Source organism: Arthrobacter sp. 05L417 (assembly GCF_056397865.1).
Window position 1 is genome coordinate 1 of the sequence record NZ_JBFTOG010000014.1, and the last position, 17,037, is coordinate 17,037.

The 17,037-nt window shown below is 65.6% G+C and carries 12 protein-coding genes and 1 tRNA gene; 4 read left to right on the forward strand and 9 right to left on the reverse strand.

Annotated elements, in window-relative coordinates:
* The first annotated feature begins 220 nt into the window (after positions 1–220).
* Both hutH and AC1DJW_RS12290 read left to right on the forward strand, forming a co-directional pair.
* Positions 221–1,813, forward strand: coding sequence for a histidine ammonia-lyase (gene hutH, locus AC1DJW_RS12285; protein ID WP_476901535.1), 1,593 nt, complete (start codon positions 221–223; stop codon positions 1,811–1,813).
* 193 nt (positions 1,814–2,006) lie between these two features.
* Entirely contained in the window at positions 2,007–2,255 is a 249-nt protein-coding gene (locus AC1DJW_RS12290) for a hypothetical protein (protein ID WP_059388455.1), read from the forward strand.
* A 117-nt stretch (positions 2,256–2,372) separates the two neighbouring features.
* Here the strand turns inward: AC1DJW_RS12290 and AC1DJW_RS12295 are convergent, their stop codons facing one another.
* The 8 genes from AC1DJW_RS12295 to AC1DJW_RS12330 all read right to left on the reverse strand — a co-directional run bounded on the left by AC1DJW_RS12295 (position 2,373) and on the right by AC1DJW_RS12330 (position 13,983).
* Positions 2,373–2,594, reverse strand: coding sequence for a hypothetical protein (locus tag AC1DJW_RS12295; RefSeq protein ID WP_284754729.1), 222 nt, complete (start codon positions 2,592–2,594; stop codon positions 2,373–2,375).
* 99 nt (positions 2,595–2,693) lie between these two features.
* Complete coding sequence (locus tag AC1DJW_RS12300) at positions 2,694–7,580, reverse strand: NAD-glutamate dehydrogenase (protein ID WP_476901536.1); 4,887 nt, start codon at positions 7,578–7,580, stop codon at positions 2,694–2,696.
* Positions 7,581–7,756: 176 nt separating this feature from the next.
* Positions 7,757–8,617 (reverse strand): phosphogluconate dehydrogenase C-terminal domain-containing protein, encoded by an 861-nt coding sequence (locus AC1DJW_RS12305; protein WP_284754727.1) that lies wholly within the window; start codon positions 8,615–8,617, stop codon positions 7,757–7,759.
* Between the two features lies 1 nt (position 8,618).
* The gene (locus AC1DJW_RS12310; protein ID WP_476901537.1) at positions 8,619–9,419 is read right to left on the reverse strand and encodes a sugar phosphate isomerase/epimerase family protein; all 801 of its coding nucleotides are present in this window, start codon (positions 9,417–9,419) and stop codon (positions 8,619–8,621) included.
* A complete protein-coding gene (locus AC1DJW_RS12315; protein ID WP_476901538.1) occupies positions 9,416–10,258 on the reverse strand; it encodes a triose-phosphate isomerase family protein in 843 nt (280 codons plus the stop codon). Before AC1DJW_RS12315 ends, AC1DJW_RS12310 begins: the two co-directional genes overlap by 4 nt.
* A complete protein-coding gene (locus AC1DJW_RS12320) occupies positions 10,242–10,712 on the reverse strand; it encodes a ribose-5-phosphate isomerase (RefSeq protein ID WP_284754724.1) in 471 nt (156 codons plus the stop codon). The genes AC1DJW_RS12315 and AC1DJW_RS12320 overlap by 17 nt, the downstream gene beginning before the upstream one ends.
* The gene (locus AC1DJW_RS12325) at positions 10,709–12,475 is read right to left on the reverse strand and encodes a dihydroxyacetone kinase family protein (protein ID WP_390283392.1); all 1,767 of its coding nucleotides are present in this window, start codon (positions 12,473–12,475) and stop codon (positions 10,709–10,711) included. Before AC1DJW_RS12325 ends, AC1DJW_RS12320 begins: the two co-directional genes overlap by 4 nt.
* A gap of 140 nt (positions 12,476–12,615) precedes the next feature.
* Positions 12,616–13,983, reverse strand: coding sequence for an MFS transporter (locus AC1DJW_RS12330; RefSeq protein ID WP_476901539.1), 1,368 nt, complete (start codon positions 13,981–13,983; stop codon positions 12,616–12,618).
* 247 nt (positions 13,984–14,230) lie between these two features.
* Between AC1DJW_RS12330 and AC1DJW_RS12335 the strand changes: the two genes are divergently transcribed.
* Positions 14,231–14,974, forward strand: a complete 744-nt coding sequence (locus tag AC1DJW_RS12335) for a FadR/GntR family transcriptional regulator (protein ID WP_390283386.1) — start codon at positions 14,231–14,233, stop codon at positions 14,972–14,974.
* Between the two features lie 38 nt (positions 14,975–15,012).
* Here AC1DJW_RS12335 and AC1DJW_RS12340 read toward each other — a convergent pair.
* Positions 15,013–15,083 (reverse strand) — tRNA-Cys (locus AC1DJW_RS12340).
* Positions 15,084–15,295: 212 nt separating this feature from the next.
* On the opposite strand from AC1DJW_RS12340, the gene AC1DJW_RS12345 reads away from it, so the two are divergent.
* Complete coding sequence (locus AC1DJW_RS12345) at positions 15,296–17,020, forward strand: D-apionate lactonase family protein (RefSeq protein WP_476901540.1); 1,725 nt, start codon at positions 15,296–15,298, stop codon at positions 17,018–17,020.
* Positions 17,021–17,037 lie beyond the last annotated feature (17 nt).

Consider the following 17,037-nt stretch of genomic DNA (forward strand, 5'->3'; position numbering starts at 1 on the left):
GGCTACGACCGCGCCATCGAAGTCGCCCACGAACGCGGCGTCCGCATCCCCATGGACCCCCTAGCCTCGCAAGCTCGGCCAGGGAACCCTGTCCACGGGGCCCCAAGCATGACGGAAACCAACTAACCAGACCCCACACCCCCAACTAGCTCGCATTAGTTGTCGTTATGGGACCCCAAAACGACAACAACTGCGAGCTAGTTGGGAAGAACGAGGAAAAATGACCATCACAACCCACGAACCGCTGACCGTCACCCTCGGCTCCAGCGGAGTCACGCCGGAGGACGTCGTCGCCGTCGCACGCCACGACGCCAAGGTGACCATCTCCCAGGAAGCCCTGGACACGGTCGCCAAGGTCCGCGCCCACATCGACGGCCTCGCCCACAGCGAAGTTCCGGCGTACGGCGTCTCCACGGGCTTCGGTGCCCTGGCCAACCGCCACATCCCCAACGAACTCCGCACGCAGCTGCAGAAGTCGCTCATCCGCAGCCACGCCGCCGGCATGGGCCCGGCAGTGGAGCGCGAAGTGGTCCGCGGCATCATGTTCCTGCGCGCCAAGACCCTGGCCTCGGGCCGCACGGGCGTTCGTCCCGTGGTCCTGCAGACCATGGTGGACGTACTCAACGCCGGTATCACCCCCGTTGTCCGTGAATTCGGCTCCCTGGGTTGCTCCGGCGACCTCGCCCCGCTGTCCCACTGCGCACTGGTCCTGATGGGCGAAGGCGAAGCCACCGGGCCCGACGGCGAGCTCTACGGCGCCGCCGGAAGGAAGCCGGTTGCCGAGCTCCTCGCCGCACACGGCATCGAGCCGGTGGTCCTCGCGGAAAAGGAAGGCCTGGCCCTGGTCAACGGCACCGAGGGCATGCTCGGCATGCTCCTGATGGCCATCGCCGACCTGCACCTGCTGCTTACGACGGCGGACGTCACCGCCGCGCTCAGCGTCGAGGCGCTGCTCGGCACGGACCAGGTGTTCCTGCCGGAGCTGCACGCGGCCCTGCGGCCCCACCCGGGCCAGGCTGCAAGCGCGGACAACATGCTGCGCGTGCTTTCCAACTCGCCGATCGTTGCTTCGCACCGCGTCAACGACACCAAGGTCCAGGACGCGTACTCGCTGCGCTGCGCACCCCAGGTTGCCGGCGCGGTCCGCGACACCGTGACGCACGCCGAACTCGTGGCCTCCCGTGAGTTGGCTGCAGCCATCGACAACCCCGTGGTGCTCCCGGACGGCCGCGTGTCCTCCAACGGCAACTTCCACGGCGCCCCGGTGGCCTACGTGTTGGACTTCCTGGCGATCGCGGTGGCCGACTTGTCTTCCATCGCCGAGCGCCGCACGGACCGCATGCTGGACCCGGCCCGCTCACACGGTCTGCCGGCGTTCCTTGCCGACGATCCCGGCGTGGACTCGGGCCTCATGATCGCCCAGTACACCCAGGCCGGCCTCGTCTCGGATAACAAGCGCCTGGCCGTCCCGGCTTCAGTGGACTCCATCCCGAGCTCCGCTATGCAGGAAGACCACGTCTCCATGGGTTGGCACGCTGCCCGGAAGCTCCGCAAGGCCATTGAGAACCTGCGCCGCGTCCTGGCTGTGGAACTCGTGACGAGCGCGCGTGCCCTCGACATCCGCACCAAATTGTCCGGTGGCGAACTCACTCCGGGGCCTGCCGGCACCGCCGTGATCGAGGTGCTGCGCGGCGTCGTCGATGGTCCCGGAACTGATCGTTTCCTCTCACCTGAGCTGGAAGCGGCGGACCGGCTTGTAGGCGCCGGCGAGGTGCGAGCAGCGGCCGAATCCGCCGTCGGAATTCTCGCCTGACGCCGAACAAAATGCTGTTCGAGTGAACAATAGGAAGCGCCCCGGAAATGTTTGGCAATACGTGCCCCGGGGCGCTTTCTGTGTAGTAGAACTTATGAGGTACGGCATGTCCACGCCGACGATGTCGTGGGCCTGCCGGGGAATATCCGTTCACAACTGAAACAACGAACATCCACAAAGGGGTAGAAGTTCAATGAAGGCACGCGGGACAGTCCTGTCCAGGCGAATCGCACAGTCCGCCGTCGTTTCCAACTGGGGAACGTTGAAGGTGGGGGAGCGGATCGAAGTCGTAAGGCACGCACACGTGGTCGCGGCGGGGGAGGTGCAGGAAGTCTCGGGCAGCGGCAACGTTGTGTGGCTTGAACCCGCAGGACCTGGCGCCGATGAAGCCGCCAAACAGCTTTTCATGAAGTCCGACGGCGTGGAGCTGCGCCGGGTGTAGTGACCGCTTAACAACCGAGATAAAGAACCGGGGCTTGTTTCCCATTCCGCGCCGTCCTGGCGTGGTCTGGGAAACAAGCCCCGGTTCTGTTGTCCGTGCCTGTTTCGAGGACCTGTCCTAGGCGGCGAGGACCTCGCGGGTCTGGCCGAACGGGACCGACTCGTCCAAGGCAACCGTGTAGCTTCCGGGTTCCCGGCGGGTCACCAGGATCCCGCAGCGACCGTCTTCGGCAGCGGCTTCGATGAGCGTGCCGACGGCTTCGTCAAGTCCGGCGTGGACTTCGTCGACGGACGCAAAGGACAAATGGATTTCCTTGGGTTCTATTGTTGCGGTGTTCATTGGGGGGCTCCTTCTGCAGGGTGCCGCAGGGGGGAGCGGCAATTCCTGCATAAAAAGATAGCAAAGAGTCGTCGGATGTCTGTCATTCTGGGAGCTGGATCACCGGCGGACCATTGCGCGCAAGAGCTTCACTGCGACGGAGAGTGCCGCAATGTCCACCGGGCCGGGTTTGATGGCTTCCTTGATGGTGTCCTGGATGCGGGCGAGTTGTTCGATGTTTCCGCGCTCCCAATCCATGATCCGCTCCACCGGGTCGGCGGCCGCCTCCGAGGAGCGGGGCGTGTGCCGGACAACGGCCTTGGTCATGTCGGCAAGGACCAAGTACATGTCGTCGCGGAGGGCTGCCCGCGCCAAGGCCTCCCAGTGGGTTTCGCGCGGCAAAAGCGTGATGTGTTCCAACAAGGGAATGGCCGAGATCCGCTCAAACACGGCGAAGTAGACCTCTGCCACGTCCTCAACGGGTTCCTGCAATTCCTCGGCAATCGCGGAAATATCCAAAAGGCCGTAGCTGACGAGGAGCTCGGAGGCCCGGATGCCCAGATCGTGTGGCAGGCCGACAGAATCGGAGTGGGCAAGGCGCGTCAACGAGTGTTGCAGGTTGATCCCGTGCAGGAAGCGCGTGAAATTTGCCCGCATCAATGACATCGGCCGTTCGAGCCGCGCAAAGGCGTCCGCAAGGGGCTTGTCCCGGAAATCGTGCGTGACATACCAGCGGGTGGACCGGTCGAGGAGGCGGCGCATATCCAGGGCGACGGCGCACCCATGTTCGCTGGGGATGCTTGCGGGTACTTGGGCCAGGGCCTCCGTGACCGAATCGAAGTCCCAGATTCGGCGCATGACCACGAATCCACGCGCCACCGCGGCCGCCGAAACGGTGGTCTCTTCCATGGCGCGGAACGCGAAGGCTATGCCGCCGAGGTTGATCATGTCGTTGGCAACCACCGTGGCGACGATTTGGCGGCGCAAGGGATGCGTGGAGAGGTCCTCGCCGAACCGTTCCGAGAGCTGGCGGGGGAAATACTCGCGCAGCGTTTGCGAAAACCATGGATCGTCCGCGAGCCCGCCTTCAGTCAGCTCCCGGGCCAGCTCGATCTTGGCATAAGCCGCCAGCACGGCCAGTTCGGGCGATGTCAGTCCGACTCCGGTCCCGACTCGTGCCTGGATTTCCTGGGTAGTCGGCAGGCATTCGAGCTCCCGGTCCAGGTCAGTGGCCGAGTCGAGCCAGTCCATGGTCCGTTCGAAGCTCGGGCTCCACTTGAGGACCAGTTGCCTGTCATTGAGCAGGAGGACGTTTTGGTCAACGTTGGTTTTCAGGACGAGGCGCCCCACCTCGTCCTGGAGTGAGTGCAGGAACTTCGTCCTTTCGTTGGGGGACATCTTGCCCGCGGCGATCATCCGGTCCAGGAAAATCTTGATGTTCACCTCGTGGTCCGAGCAGTCCACGCCGGCGGAGTTGTCGATGGCATCGGTGTTCACGAGGACTCCGGCCAGTGCGGCCTCGATCCTGCCGCGTTGGGTGATGCCGAGATTGCCGCCCTCGGCGATGATCCGGGTACGCAGTTGGGCGGCGTCGACCCGGATGGCATCGTTTGACTTGTCTCCGACGTCGGCATGCGTCTCGGTGGAAGCCTTGACGTAGGTGCCGATTCCGCCGTTGTACAGCAGGTCGACGGGGGCCGTGAGGACGGCCCTGAGCAGATCGGGCGGGCTCATCGCCGTTGTGCCTTCATCCAATCCCAAGGCGAGGCGGACCGGTTCGGTGATGCTGATTGACTTCTCGGCCCGGGAGAACACTCCTCCGCCGGGACTGAGCTTCGCCGGGTTGTAGTCGGCCCAGGATGAGCGGGGGAGCTTGAAGAGCCGTTTCCGCTCGGTGAAGGAAGTGGCCGGGTCCGGGGCGGGGTCCAGGAAGATGTGCCGGTGATCGAAGGCCGCCACCAGCTTGATGTGGTTCGAGAGCAGCATGCCGTTGCCGAACACATCGCCGCTCATGTCGCCGATGCCCACCACGGTGAAATCCTCGGTCCGGGAGTCGATGAGCAGTTCGCTGAAATGGTGCCGCACGGACTCCCAGGCGCCGCGGGCCGTGATGCCCATCTGCTTGTGGTCATAACCCACTGAACCGCCGGACGCGAACGCGTCGCCCAGCCAGAATCCGTACCCCGCCGCGAGGTCGTTGGCGATGTCGGAGAACGTGGCCGTGCCCTTGTCCGCGGCCACCACGAGGTAGTAGTCGTCGCCGTCGTGCCTCACCACGCGGGCGGGCGGGACGACCCGCTCGGCAACCAGGTTGTCCGTGATGTCCATTAGTCCACGAACGAAGATCCGGTAGCTTTCCTGGCCCTCGGCCAGCCAAGCCGCCCGGTCTTCGGCGGGGTCCGGGAGCTGCTTGGGATAGAAGCCGCCTTTGGCTCCCGTGGGAACGATGACGGCGTTCTTCACGGTCTGGGCTTTCACGAGCCCCAGGACCTCCGTGCGGAAGTCCTCACGGCGGTCGGACCAACGCAAGCCGCCGCGGGCAATGGCGCCGAAACGCAAGTGGACGCCTTCCACCCGCGGCGAGTAGACCCAGATTTCGAACTGTGGCCGGGGCGCCGGTGCGGCGGGGATGGAAGCGGGGTTGAGTTTGAAACTCAAATACGGCTTGTTGAGGTAGAAGTTGGTGCGCAGCGTGGCCTCCACGAGGCTCGCGAGCGAACGCAACAGGCGGTCGGCGTCGAGGACCGGTACAGCGTCGATCGCTTCCGCCAGTTCCTTCCGGGCCGCGTTCGTGGCCTGTGTCCGGGAGCTGTACTTGCCGCCGTCCGTTTCGAACAGGTCGCCTCCGGCCGCCATCTGCTCAGCAGGCGTCGGCCCGGCTGGCGCCGGCGCGCGCAGTTCAGGATCGAACAGATCGGGTTCGAACCGGTCCGGATCGAACTTCGCCTCGAAGAGCGAAAGCAAGGCGCGGGTTGCACGCACATTCTCGCGAAGGGTATCCGCGATGAACCCATAGGAATTGGTGCTCCCCAGCTGCCGAAGGTACTTCGCATAGGCCCGCAGGATGGCCGTCCGCCGCCAGTCGATCCCCTCCCGGATGACCAAGGCATCGAAGGCGTCGGACTCCGCATCTCCCCGCATCGCGGCACAGAACGAAGCGGCCAGGAGCTCGCCGGTTCCCACGGGATCAACACCGCGCGGATAGACGAGGCCGAGGTCGTATAGGAAGAAGGACCGCCCATCGGCACGCTGCACATCGAACGGCCGCTGGTCCCGGACGCGCAAGCCCAGGTTGTGGAAGAACGGCAGAATCTCGCTCAGGCTCTGCGGACGGGTCAAATACAGCCGAATCCGTGCATCTTCGGTGAGGACGGTGGTTCCCGGGCGCCTGTAGACCGTGAGCAAAGGGTCGGCGGTGTCGCCGTCTGCCAGGTCCGCGTCCGGGGGCGCGAAACTCTCGAACCGGACGATGTCCTGAACCGCGTCTTCCACCTCGTAATCGGCCTTGTAGCTGGCCGGAAAGGCGGTGGCCCATTGCCGGGACAGCCGGGCGGCCTCGTTCGCGGGGAACCTTGCCCGCAAGGCTTCGTCCAGGCCTTCCGCCCATGACCTCGTTGCGGCGATAATCCGCTGCTCCAGTACCGCAGGGTCGACGACGGCGGGCGCCCCCTCGCGTGGCAACAGGACCCGGAAGAACACGCGGGCCATGGAGGATTCGCCAAGGCGGAGCTCGAACTCGATGGCCTCGGAGCCGAAGGCCTCGCGAAGTTCGCGTTCAATGTTGAGCCGGACGGCCGTACTGTAGCGTTGCCGCGGCAGGAAGACCAGCGCCGCCATGAAGCGGTTGTGCGAGTCCGGACGCAGGAACAACCGTGTGCTGTGGCGTTCTTGGAGGCGCAGGATGTCCCGCGCGTGCTCGGCCAGCTGCCGCGCGTCGATATGGAAGAGTTCATCGCGCGGATAGGCCTCCACCACCGCCAGGAGTTCCTTGCCTCGGTGTGACGCGGGCGGGTAGCCGAACGTCCGCAGCACCTCGTCGACAGTGTCCCGGATGACGGGAATCAGGAGTGCCGAGCGGGATGCCGAGCTGGGAGCGAAGAGGCCGACGAAGGTGCGCTCGCCGCTTGTGTCACCCGTGGTCAGGCTGATTTCGTCGAGGTAGGCGCGCCGGAGGACCGTCGAGCGGAGCGTCGACTTGGTGAGGGTGAGGAGGGGTGCCGCGCCAGGCCTTGCGGACGGACCGGCTTCGGACGGCACGGCATTGGACACGTCGGCCGCCACATTCCGGAGCAACCCCAAACCCCGCAGGCCACGGTAGCCGAGGAACACGAAATTCCCGTCGTCCAGCCAGCGCAGCAACTCCTGGACCTCCTGCGCTGCGGGGACCCCCTCCAGGCGGCGGACTTCATTGGCAAGTTCCTGGTGGATGGCAGCCGCGTCTTCCGCGGCGGCCCGGACATCGCCAAGGACGGTCTGCAGCCGTTCAACGAGGCGTTCGGCGCTCGTTTCGTCCGGAAGCCTGGAGATCTCGACGGCGATCCACGCCTCCGCGAGCGGGCCGCCGTCGTCGTGGTCCACAGGGGTGACCGAAGCGGAAGGCTCGACGCCGGACGGCAGTCCCGTCCGCAGGGGGCGGCGGTGGACGTCGGTCAGGCGGTGGGTGGCTGGATCCCGGGTGACGGTAAAAGTGGGGTGGACCAGAAGCCGGATGGAGGCGTTGTCCCTGGCGATTTCCGCGGTGACCGACGGAACCAGGTAGGGCATGTCATCGGTGACAATCGCTACGAGGCTCGCGTCAGCCTCGTTCAGGACGCCGATCACAGCTTGCCCGGGAGCCCGCCGTTCCGCCAATGAGCGGTGGTAGCGGGCACGCTCCAGGAGTGTGTCCGTGGTGTAGTTGCGGACATCGTCATCGGCCACGTGCTCGTAGTAGTCGCTCAGGAATCGCTCGGGGGCGCCGGGGGAAGTGCCCAAGGCGTGGTCCGCGGGCTCGATCCTGGGTGACATGTCGCTGCGCCTCCGCCGCGCAAGGAGCGGCCGTACTTTAGCGGTCGGCGAAGTCCTGCGCCTGATTTCATGATGGCTGGCGCGGGGCGGGGCGTAAACCCCTGGAATGCACCGCGAGACGGCACTTCGCGGCAGTATTGCCGTGATGTGCCATCTCGCGGGTGGTGATGCCGTGCCTAGCGCTTGACGGCGTCCAGCTTGAGCATCTTGGCGATGACGCCGTCGAGCTCGGAGTCGTCGAAGATCTTCTTCCAGTCGTCCTTGATGATGGTGTCCTTGCCGTACTGGATGGCGATTTCGCAGGCCTCGGAGAACGGGTTGGAGCCGCGCAGGGCGTTGGTCAGGGCGATCTGCACGTGGCCGAACAGCATGGCCTTGGCCGCTTCTTCGGGGACGCCGGCGGTGTGCACGGTTTCGTGGAGGGCTTCGTTGAGCAGGGTGCCGATCATGCAGGCCACGGTTTCCACGAGGGTGGGTTCCAGGATGGCGAGCTGCTTGACGGTGACCCAGTGGACGTCGATGACGGGGGCGTAGATGGTGCGGATGGTCGCCTCGGCCGCGTCGCGGGTCGCTGCCGGGGCGTCCTCGTCGATCGCGGCCACGACGTTCTGCGGGGCACCCTGGCCGCCGAAGGTGTCGGCCCATTCTTCCTTGGTGGTGCGCTCGAGGAACACGGACGGGTGGCACGGGTGGGCTACGGCTTGGACGACGTCGTCGCGCTTGGCCAGAAGTCCGGCATATGCAGCGGCCGGGTCCAGGGTAAGGAGGATCGAGCCGGGCTTCATCTGTGGGACGACGCCTTCGGACACGATGCCGAGGACGGTGTCCGGCACGGCGAGGATCACGACGTCGGCGCCCTTGACGGCGTCGTCCGTTGCGGTGATCTCGCGGCCCTCGGCGCGGACGCGGTCCTGGCCGGCGGGGGAGTTCTCGCTGTAGGTGACGGTGTGGTTGCTCTTCTGGAGGTTGGCGGAAACGCGCATCCCCATCTTGCCACCGGCTCCGACAACGGCGACGGTCAATTGTTCTGCTGACATTTCACTTGCTCCTTAGGAATTCGAGGCTTTGTTGGGTCCACTGGTTTTCGAGGCGGATGGTTTCCGTCTCGGTGTCCTGCCAGGGCAGCCAGTGTTCTACGATCTGGTTGATGCTTCTTTGCGAGGGCTGGATCTTGCCGGCCATGTAGTCGTAGTCCAGGAGGCCTTCGCCGAGCGGCGCGCCGGAGTACGTGAACCCGACCCACCCCTCCTTGCGGCTGAACGCAAAGTCTTTGATGTGCATGTTCAGGACATAGGGCGCGACGGCGTCAATCACTTCGCGGGGCATCTCCAGCGCCGCGACGGTATTGGCGGGGTCGCTGCAGATCCCGAGGTACGGGTTGTCCACCCGGCGGATCACGTCCAGGATCCGTGCGGTGGGCACCTGTTCGTAGGTTTCGACGGCGATCCGCACGCCTGCCGCTTCGAAGGCCGGCAGGACCTCGGTGAAGATTGCGGTGGCTTCGTCGGCGTCGGGCGCGTGGCCGGGGACTTTGAACATGGTCCTGAGGAGGTCCGAGCCGAGGATCCGGGCGATGTGCAGGAACTTGCCCAGGTGCTCCGGGCGGATGCCCTTCGTGCCGAGTTCCAGCGTGATGCCCAGGGAGTCCGCGGTGGCGCGGACGGCAGTTAGTTCGTCGTCGGACATGTGCTCCAGGGGAGCGTAGTCGCAGATCTGGAACAGCTCCACGCCCAGTTCCGCGGTGCGCGCCAGCGCGTCGTGGATGCTCAGCGGTGCTGAGACGGCGTCCGAGAGTTGCCAGAAGAACGCGTAGCTGCTCAGGCCGATGGTTGAGCTCATACTGCCACCCCGTTCGCGGCCCTTGCCGGTGCGGACGCAACGAGGCGTGCGGCAGCCTCGTCCAGGATGGTCTTGAGCGCTTTCGGATCGTGCGCGAAGCGGCCCAGGAACAGGCCGGCGACGGACATGTCCAACTGGGTGATCAGTCCAGGCCCGGCGCTGCCGCCATAAATGACCCTGCTCTCGGACTGGCCCGGCAACGAGCGGAGGTGCTCGTCGAGGCCCCGGACCACGGCGCTGATGTAGTCCGGGGTGGCGGGTTCCGGTGCGCCGATGGCCCATTGGGGTTCGTAGGCCACGATGGTCCGGCCTGCGGGACCGAGCGATTGCGCCCGTTTGAGTCCGGCGTCGATCTCGGCGGTGCAATGGGCGATGGCTTCTTCGGCTGAACCGGAGTTCAGTTCGCCGACGCACAGAACCGGGGTGAGGCCGTTGCGGTAGGCCGCCGCGGTCTTGAGTCCGATGACCCGGTGGTCCTCGCCGAAGATCCTGCGGCGTTCGGCGTGCCCGATTTCGACGTAGGAGCCGCCGATCTCGGCCACCATCTTCCCGCTGACTTCACCGGTGTACGCGCCTTCGTCTTCCCAGAAGATGTCCTGGGTCCCCGTGCCGACGCCGGCAGTGCCGAGGATCCGCGCCGCTTCGGCCAGCACCGGGAAGGCCGGCAGGATGAACAACTCGATCTCGCCGCGCCGGACTGCGGGATGCGCGGCCGCGATGGACGCTACTTCTCGGCAGTATTCGAGCGTGCGTTCGTAGCCGAAGTACATCTTCAGGCTGACGCCGATGATCGCCTTCTCATTCGTCCCGCCGACGGCGGGTTTAGCAGGAAGTGACACCCTCGTAGTCCTTAATGAGTGTGACCTTCTCGGCGGAGGCTGAGGACTCGTCGAAGGTGTAGGTGAGCCACTCCCCGGCGAGGCGGCGGGCCAGTTCCAGGCCGACGACGCGCTGGCCGAAGGTGAGGACCTGGGCGTTGTTGCTCAGGACGGCCCGTTCCACGGAGAAGGAATCGTGGGCGGTGACGGCGCGGATGCCGGGGACCTTGTTGGCCGCGATGGCCACCCCCAGTCCCGTGCCGCACACCAGGAGGGCGCGGTCGGCCTTGCCCGCGGCGATGAGCTCGGCGGCGGCGATGGCCACGGAGGGGTAAGGGGTGTGGCTGATGGCGTCCACTCCGACGTCGGTCACGGATTCGACCAGTTCACTGGCCTCGAGGTCGGCCTTCAGGGCTTCCTTGTACTCGAATCCGGCGTCGTCCGATCCGATGACCAGGCGCAGTTTGGTGCTCATGCTGTCTCCTTGATGGTGTTTTCGACGGTGTTGTCCAGAAGGGACTCGTGGATTGCCTTGACGATCAGGGCCATCGAGACGGCTCCGGCGTCCGGGGTTCCCAGGCTCTTCTCGGCGTGCGGGCGGGCGCGGCCCATGAGCGGCAGCAGGTTCGCGGTGTCCTCGGCAGCCTGTTGGGCTGCCACGACGGCGGTGCCCCACGCGTCCGTCAGGGACCGGCCGTCCTGCACGCCGGCTTCGAGGGCGTCGCGGAAAGGGACCAGAACATCCACCAAGGTCTTGTCGCCCACCGTGGCCTTGCCGAAGTTCATGATGGCCGCGGCGGCGTCCGCTACACCGGTCGCGACAGCACCGCCGTCGGGCGCGTTGACGTCGCCCAGGGCGTCACCGACGGCCCGCAGCGCCATGCCCCACAAGGCGCCGGAGGTTCCGCCGGCCTTATCAGCCCAGGCGTCCCCGGCGAAGTGCAAGGTGGTGGCCGCGCCGGCACCGCGTTCGACGGCGTATGCCGCGGCTTCCACGGCGGCGCGGACTCCGCGTTCCATGCCGATGCCGTGGTCGCCGTCGCCGGCGATCGCATCGATCCGGCCGAGTTCGTCGGCGTTGGCCTCTACGACGTCTTTGGCGGCGCCAAGTGCGGCGAGGACGCGGACGGCGGCCGCGCGGGACTCAGCCGTGGCGGCAGGGATGGAAAGTTCGACGTCGGCCAGCTCGCTGCTGTCGGTGCCTGCGGCGTCGGCTGCCAGGGCTTGCGAAGTGATCGCGCCGCGGCGGAAGGCAGGGGCATCGGCTGGCGCCAGCCACAGTTCCTCAAGCTCGGAATCCAGCCAGAAAAGGGTCAAGGATGTGCCTGCCATGTCGAAGCTGGTCACGAGCTCGCCCACCTGGGGATCCACGACGTCGAGCCCTGCTTCTGCAAGGAGCTTCGCTACGCGGCGGTAGACCACGAACAGTTCCTCGTACTTCACGCTGCCCAGGCCGTTGAGGATGGGGACGACGCGGGCGCCGCTGATCTCGACGCCTTGGGGGATTTCGGCGAGGAGCTTGGTAACCATCAGCTCGGCGAGCTCGTCCGCCGTCGGAATGTCGGTTTCGCCGATGCCCGGTTCGCCGTGGATTCCCATGCCGACGGCCATCCGGCCCTCGGGGACGGTGAAGAGCGGCCGTTCCGCGCCGGGCAGCGTGCACCCGGTGAACGCGACGCCGAAGGAACGGGTGCGGTGGTTGGCACGTTCGGCGATCTGCACGACGTCGTCCATAGAGTGGCCGGCTTCGGAGGCTGCGGCGGCGACCTTGAAGACGGTCAGGTCACCGGCGATACCACGGCGCTTGTGCATCTCACTTGCGGGGGCGGAGGAGATGTCGTCCGTCACGGCGATGCTGCGGCAGTCGATTCCCTCCTTCCGGAGCTTCTCCTGCGCCTGGGTGAAATGCAGGACATCGCCGGCGTAGTTGCCGTAGCCCAGGAGCACGCCGCCGCCGTTGTCCGACGCCTTGGCCACGTTGTAGACCTGCTGCGCGGACGGTGAGGCGAAGAGGTTGCCCATCGCTGCGCCGTGCGCCAGGCCCTGGCCGACGAGACCCCCGAAAGCCGGGTAGTGGCCCGAACCGCCACCGATCACCAGTGCTACCGTGCCGGGAGTGCTCCGGGTGCTGCGGGCAACGCCGCCGGACACGCGCCGTACCCAGCGGCCGTGCGATGCGACGAAACCTTCGATCATTTCGTCAGCGAAGGCTGCGGGTTCATTGAACAAGCGGGTCATGCGGAACTCCTGGACCTAATAGCGAGGATTGGTGTGGTGCCGGATGGCGGGGCGGTGGGGCCCAACTGACTGGCAGTTGTTGTCGTTATGGGGGCTCAAAACGACAACAACTGCGAGTTAGTTGGGCGGGCCGGGCCGGGTCAGGGCTCTGCGTGGTGGCCGGCGCCTGCGGGATCCAGTGCCTCGGCGGGGACGCCTTGGCTGGCTTTTCCCCGGCGGCTGAGGACAACCATGAGGATCGAGGACAGGAGCATGAACCCGCCCACCACGAACAGCGGCACCGTATAGCTGCCGGTCCAGTCCTTGAGCCAGCCGGTGATGTAACCGGCGCTGAAGCCCGCGAGATTACCGACCGTGTTGATCAGCGCGATGCCGGCTGCGGCTGCCGCGCCGGTGAGGAACTGCGTGGGCACCGTCCAGAAGTTCGGCAACGCCGCGAAAATGGACATGGCGGTGATGGTGATGACGGCGATCGTAGCGGCCGGGGATCCTGCGAACAGTGCCAACGGGATGCTGACGGCGCCGGTCAGTGCGGGAAGCGCAATGTGCCACGTCTTGACGCCGCGCTTGGTGGCGTCCCTGGACCAGAAGTACAGGGCGACGGCGGCAGGCAAGTACGGGATAGCCGTGATGAGGCCTTGCTGGAAGACGTCGAACTTCGTGCCGAACTGGGACTCGAAACCCTTGATGATGGTCGGCAGGAAGAAGCCGAGGGCGTAGAGGCCGTAAATGAATCCGAAGTAGATCAGGGAGAGCATCCAAACGCGGCCGTTGCCGAACACTGTGCGGACGCTGACGTGCTTGTTGCTGGCAGCGGTTGCTTCCTTTTCCTTTGCAAGGGCACCGGTCAGCCAGGTCTTTTCCTCCGACGTCAGCCACTTGGCCTTGGCGGGGGAGTCGGCCAGGTAGAACCAGGAGATGACGCCGATGACGATCGCCGGAATGGCGACGCCGAAGAACATGAACCGCCAGCCTTCAAGGCCGAAGAACACGCCGTGCTGCTGGATCAACGCGCCGGCCAGCGGAGCGCCGATCACCGTGGTCAGGGGCTGTGCCAAGTAGAAGAGCGCCAGGATCTTGCTTCGGTGCTTTGCGGGGACCCAGAGGCTCAGGAAGAGGATTGCGCCAGGGAAGAATCCGGCCTCGGCCACACCAAGGATGAACCGGAGGACGTAGAGCTGATCCACGTTGCCCACCCAGGTGAACACGAGGGACACAATCCCCCAGCTGACCATGATTCGGGCCAGCCAGCGGCGTGCGCCGAACTTGTGCAAGGCCAGGTTGCTAGGCACCTCGAGCAGGATGTAGCCGATGAAGAAGACCCCGGACGCGAAGCCGAACTGCGCTGCGGAGAGCGCAAGGTCCTTGTTCATGCCGTTGGGGCCGGCGAACGAGATGGCTGTCCGGTCCAGGTAATTGATGAAGAACATCAAGGCGACAAACGGCACCAGCCGGATCGCGACCTTTTTGATGGCCGATCTTTCGACCACCGATTGTGTGGTGTCCACATTGACTCCTAGAGGTTGCCGGAGCGCGTTGTCCTTCTGAGGACCAGGCGGCTCGGGTTTTCTTAGTGCCGATCCGTGGACTTCGATGCCGCAGGACCGAGCTAAGCGTGTGATAAAAACCATAAGCCCTCGAGAGCAAATTGGTCAACCGGTTGACTGATCCTAGTTTTCGCGCACCGCACTCGCGCTCGATCGCGGGGTGCTTGGGTGCGGGAGAAATTGGTCATCCGGTTGCTACGCTGTGAAGATGTCAGCGAATTCCGCCGCCGCAGCGGCCCATATGACGGCAGCCCTTGCCCCGATGGAGCACGGCTCCGTCGTCTCCGAAGTTGCTGAGAGGCTGCTCGCGTACTTCACGAGCGGCGACATCGCGGCGGGGACCCGCCTCCCGGCTGAGCGGCAACTGGCGGCTTCGCTCGGCGTTGGGCGTTCGGCGGTTCGCGAGGCGTTGGCCGCGTTGGAAATCCTCGGCATCGTCATCGTCCGGCCGGGTTCCGGGACCTACTTGCGCGACGGCGTCTCCGAATTGCTGCCCCGCACCCTCAGTTGGGGACTCATGCTGGGCGAGCCACGCACACGCGAACTCGTCGAGCTCCGCAGTGGACTGGAGGTCCAGGCGGTTCAGTTGGCTGCAGCCCGCATTACTGACGAGGCATTGGGGCGCATGCGAACCAACCTTGACGCGATGGAGGCCGGGTTGGACAACCTCGCTGTTTTCGTCGAGGCCGACGCCGCATTCCATAAGGAGATCGCGACCGCTTCCGGGAACCAGGTCCTGCAGGAACTCCTGCAGAGCATCAGGTCGCTCTTGCGAATCTGGGTGGACCGGGCACTGACCGATGAAGGCCATGCCGCCGCCGCGCTCGCCGAGCATCGCGCGATCTTCAAGGCGCTCGAGTCCCGGGACGCCGCCTTGGTGACGGAGGCCATGGTCTCGCACATGGGCACAGCGTCTCGCCGCCTGCTGGCGGGCTACGACGCCGCCCAATAGCTCGGCCCCTGGGCGTTTCGCCCAGGACAACACATGAGACGTGGTGGCGGGATTCGAACCCGCGTGCGCTGCTTTGCAGGCAGCTCCCTGGCCTCTTGGGTACACCACGTGCATCGAGGTTAGGCAGGCTGCAGTGCGCGAACCAATAATGGTTTCGAAGCCTTTCGCCAGGTTTCGCGGCGTTGCTTCGGGTGACCTTCCGCGACGCGGGTTGCATCGCATGAGCTCCCAAATATTGGTCAACCGGTTGACTCGTCGCATGGTGCGCATCACAATTGAATCCGATTGCGCTTACTTCCCTCCTCGCTGCAAAGGCCTGCTGTGATCAATGACGAAAACCACTCCAGGCTGTTCGCCCCGTCGGAAACGGTGGAAGCGGCAGCTTGGCGGGCCGAGCTACGCAACGATGAACTCTCGGACATCACGTTCAACGGCATACCGGTACTCCGGGCCATTCGCGCAGTGGTCCGCGACCACGACTGGCGCACCCTCGGGCCTACTGTCAGCCGGGTCGCGCAACACGCCGACGGTGCCACCACGCTCCTACTCGACATCGACTTCGCCGGTTTCGGTTCCAGCTACACCGGCGAGCTCGCCATTCACCTCATGAAGGACAGCGTCAAGGTGACGTTCGACGGCGTCGCTCCCGCTGCCTTCCGCAGCAACCGGATCGGACTCGTGGTGCTGCACCGCCCAGACGACGCCGGCCGTGCGGTGACCATCGGCAGTCCCGGCGGCGCCGGCTCGCCGTCGTTCTTCCCCAAGGACATCAGTCCGCACCAACCCTTCCTGGACGTTTCTTTGATGGAATGGGAGCGCGACGGAACGCGGTTCAGGCTCGACTTCCATGGCGACGTCTTCGAAACCGAAGACCAGCGGAACTGGACGGACGCCTCGTTCAAGACGTACAGCACGCCGCTTTCGAAGCCGTTTCCGGTGGATGTTTCCGCCGGCGACCGCGTCCACCAGTCGGTGCTCCTGACGGCGACGCCCGGGCCTGTGGTGCCTGTTCTTCGACCGGGTCCGGAACGTGTGCTCACGGTACTCGACGGCGGCACGGCCCGGGTGCCGGCGCTTTCGCTTTCGGCTACTTCGGCCACAGCACCCAGAACCCGTTCCGAGCCCATTCCCGGCCTGGACGCGCTGCTTCTGGAGCTCGCGCCCGGGCCCGACGCTGAGGGCTCGATCCGGCGGGCCACGGATGAGGCCATGGATCTGGACGTTCCGTTGGATGTGCGCCTGTCCGTCGATTCGCCGGATCGCATCGGTGAACTCCTCGATCTCCTCCCCTTGGACAAAGTGCTGCGGCTCGCGGTGTTCGACGCTTTCAGCCACGTCACGGAGCCAGGGCTCTGGGATGAACTCAAGGACCAGGCTCGGCAGCGCGGATTTAGCGGCGCACTGCTTGCCGGTGCGCGATCGCACTTCACCGAGCTGAACCGCAACGCGGGCCGCCTCCCCCCGGACGCCGACGCCGTGTCCTTCAGCATCACCCCGCAGATGCACGCCACCGAGGTGCCGCACGTCGTCGAAACCCTGCCAATGCAGCGGCTCGTCGCGCTCAACGCACTCCGGATCGGCTCGGGACGGCCGCTGCACCTCGGGCCGGTGACCCTGAAGGCGCGGTTCAACGCCGTCGCCACCGAAGGCGACGAAGCGGCAGCCGAAGCCACCGACCCGCTGCAGCCTGAGACATTTACAGCCGCCTGGCTGATGGGAAGCATCGCGGCGCTCAGCGTTCCCGGCGTCGAATCCGTCAGCTATTTCGAGGCAACAGGACCGCGCGGTATCCGTGAAACCGGCGGCCTCACGCCCGCGGGCGAGCTGCTGGCCGCCGTCGCGGCCGTGCGCGGGTGCGAGGTCCTTGACGTGGCCGGCGAGGTGCCCGGCCTCGTGTTCTATCCCGTGCGCGACGGCGGCCGGACGGTTTTGTTTGCCGCTAACCTCACTGCCAAATCGCTGAGCGTCGTCGTGCGGCTTCCGGGCGGCGACAGTACCAATCTTGAACTTGAGCCGTGGACTGCTGTTGTCCGCCGCGTCGACTGAACTGAAAGAGGAACCAC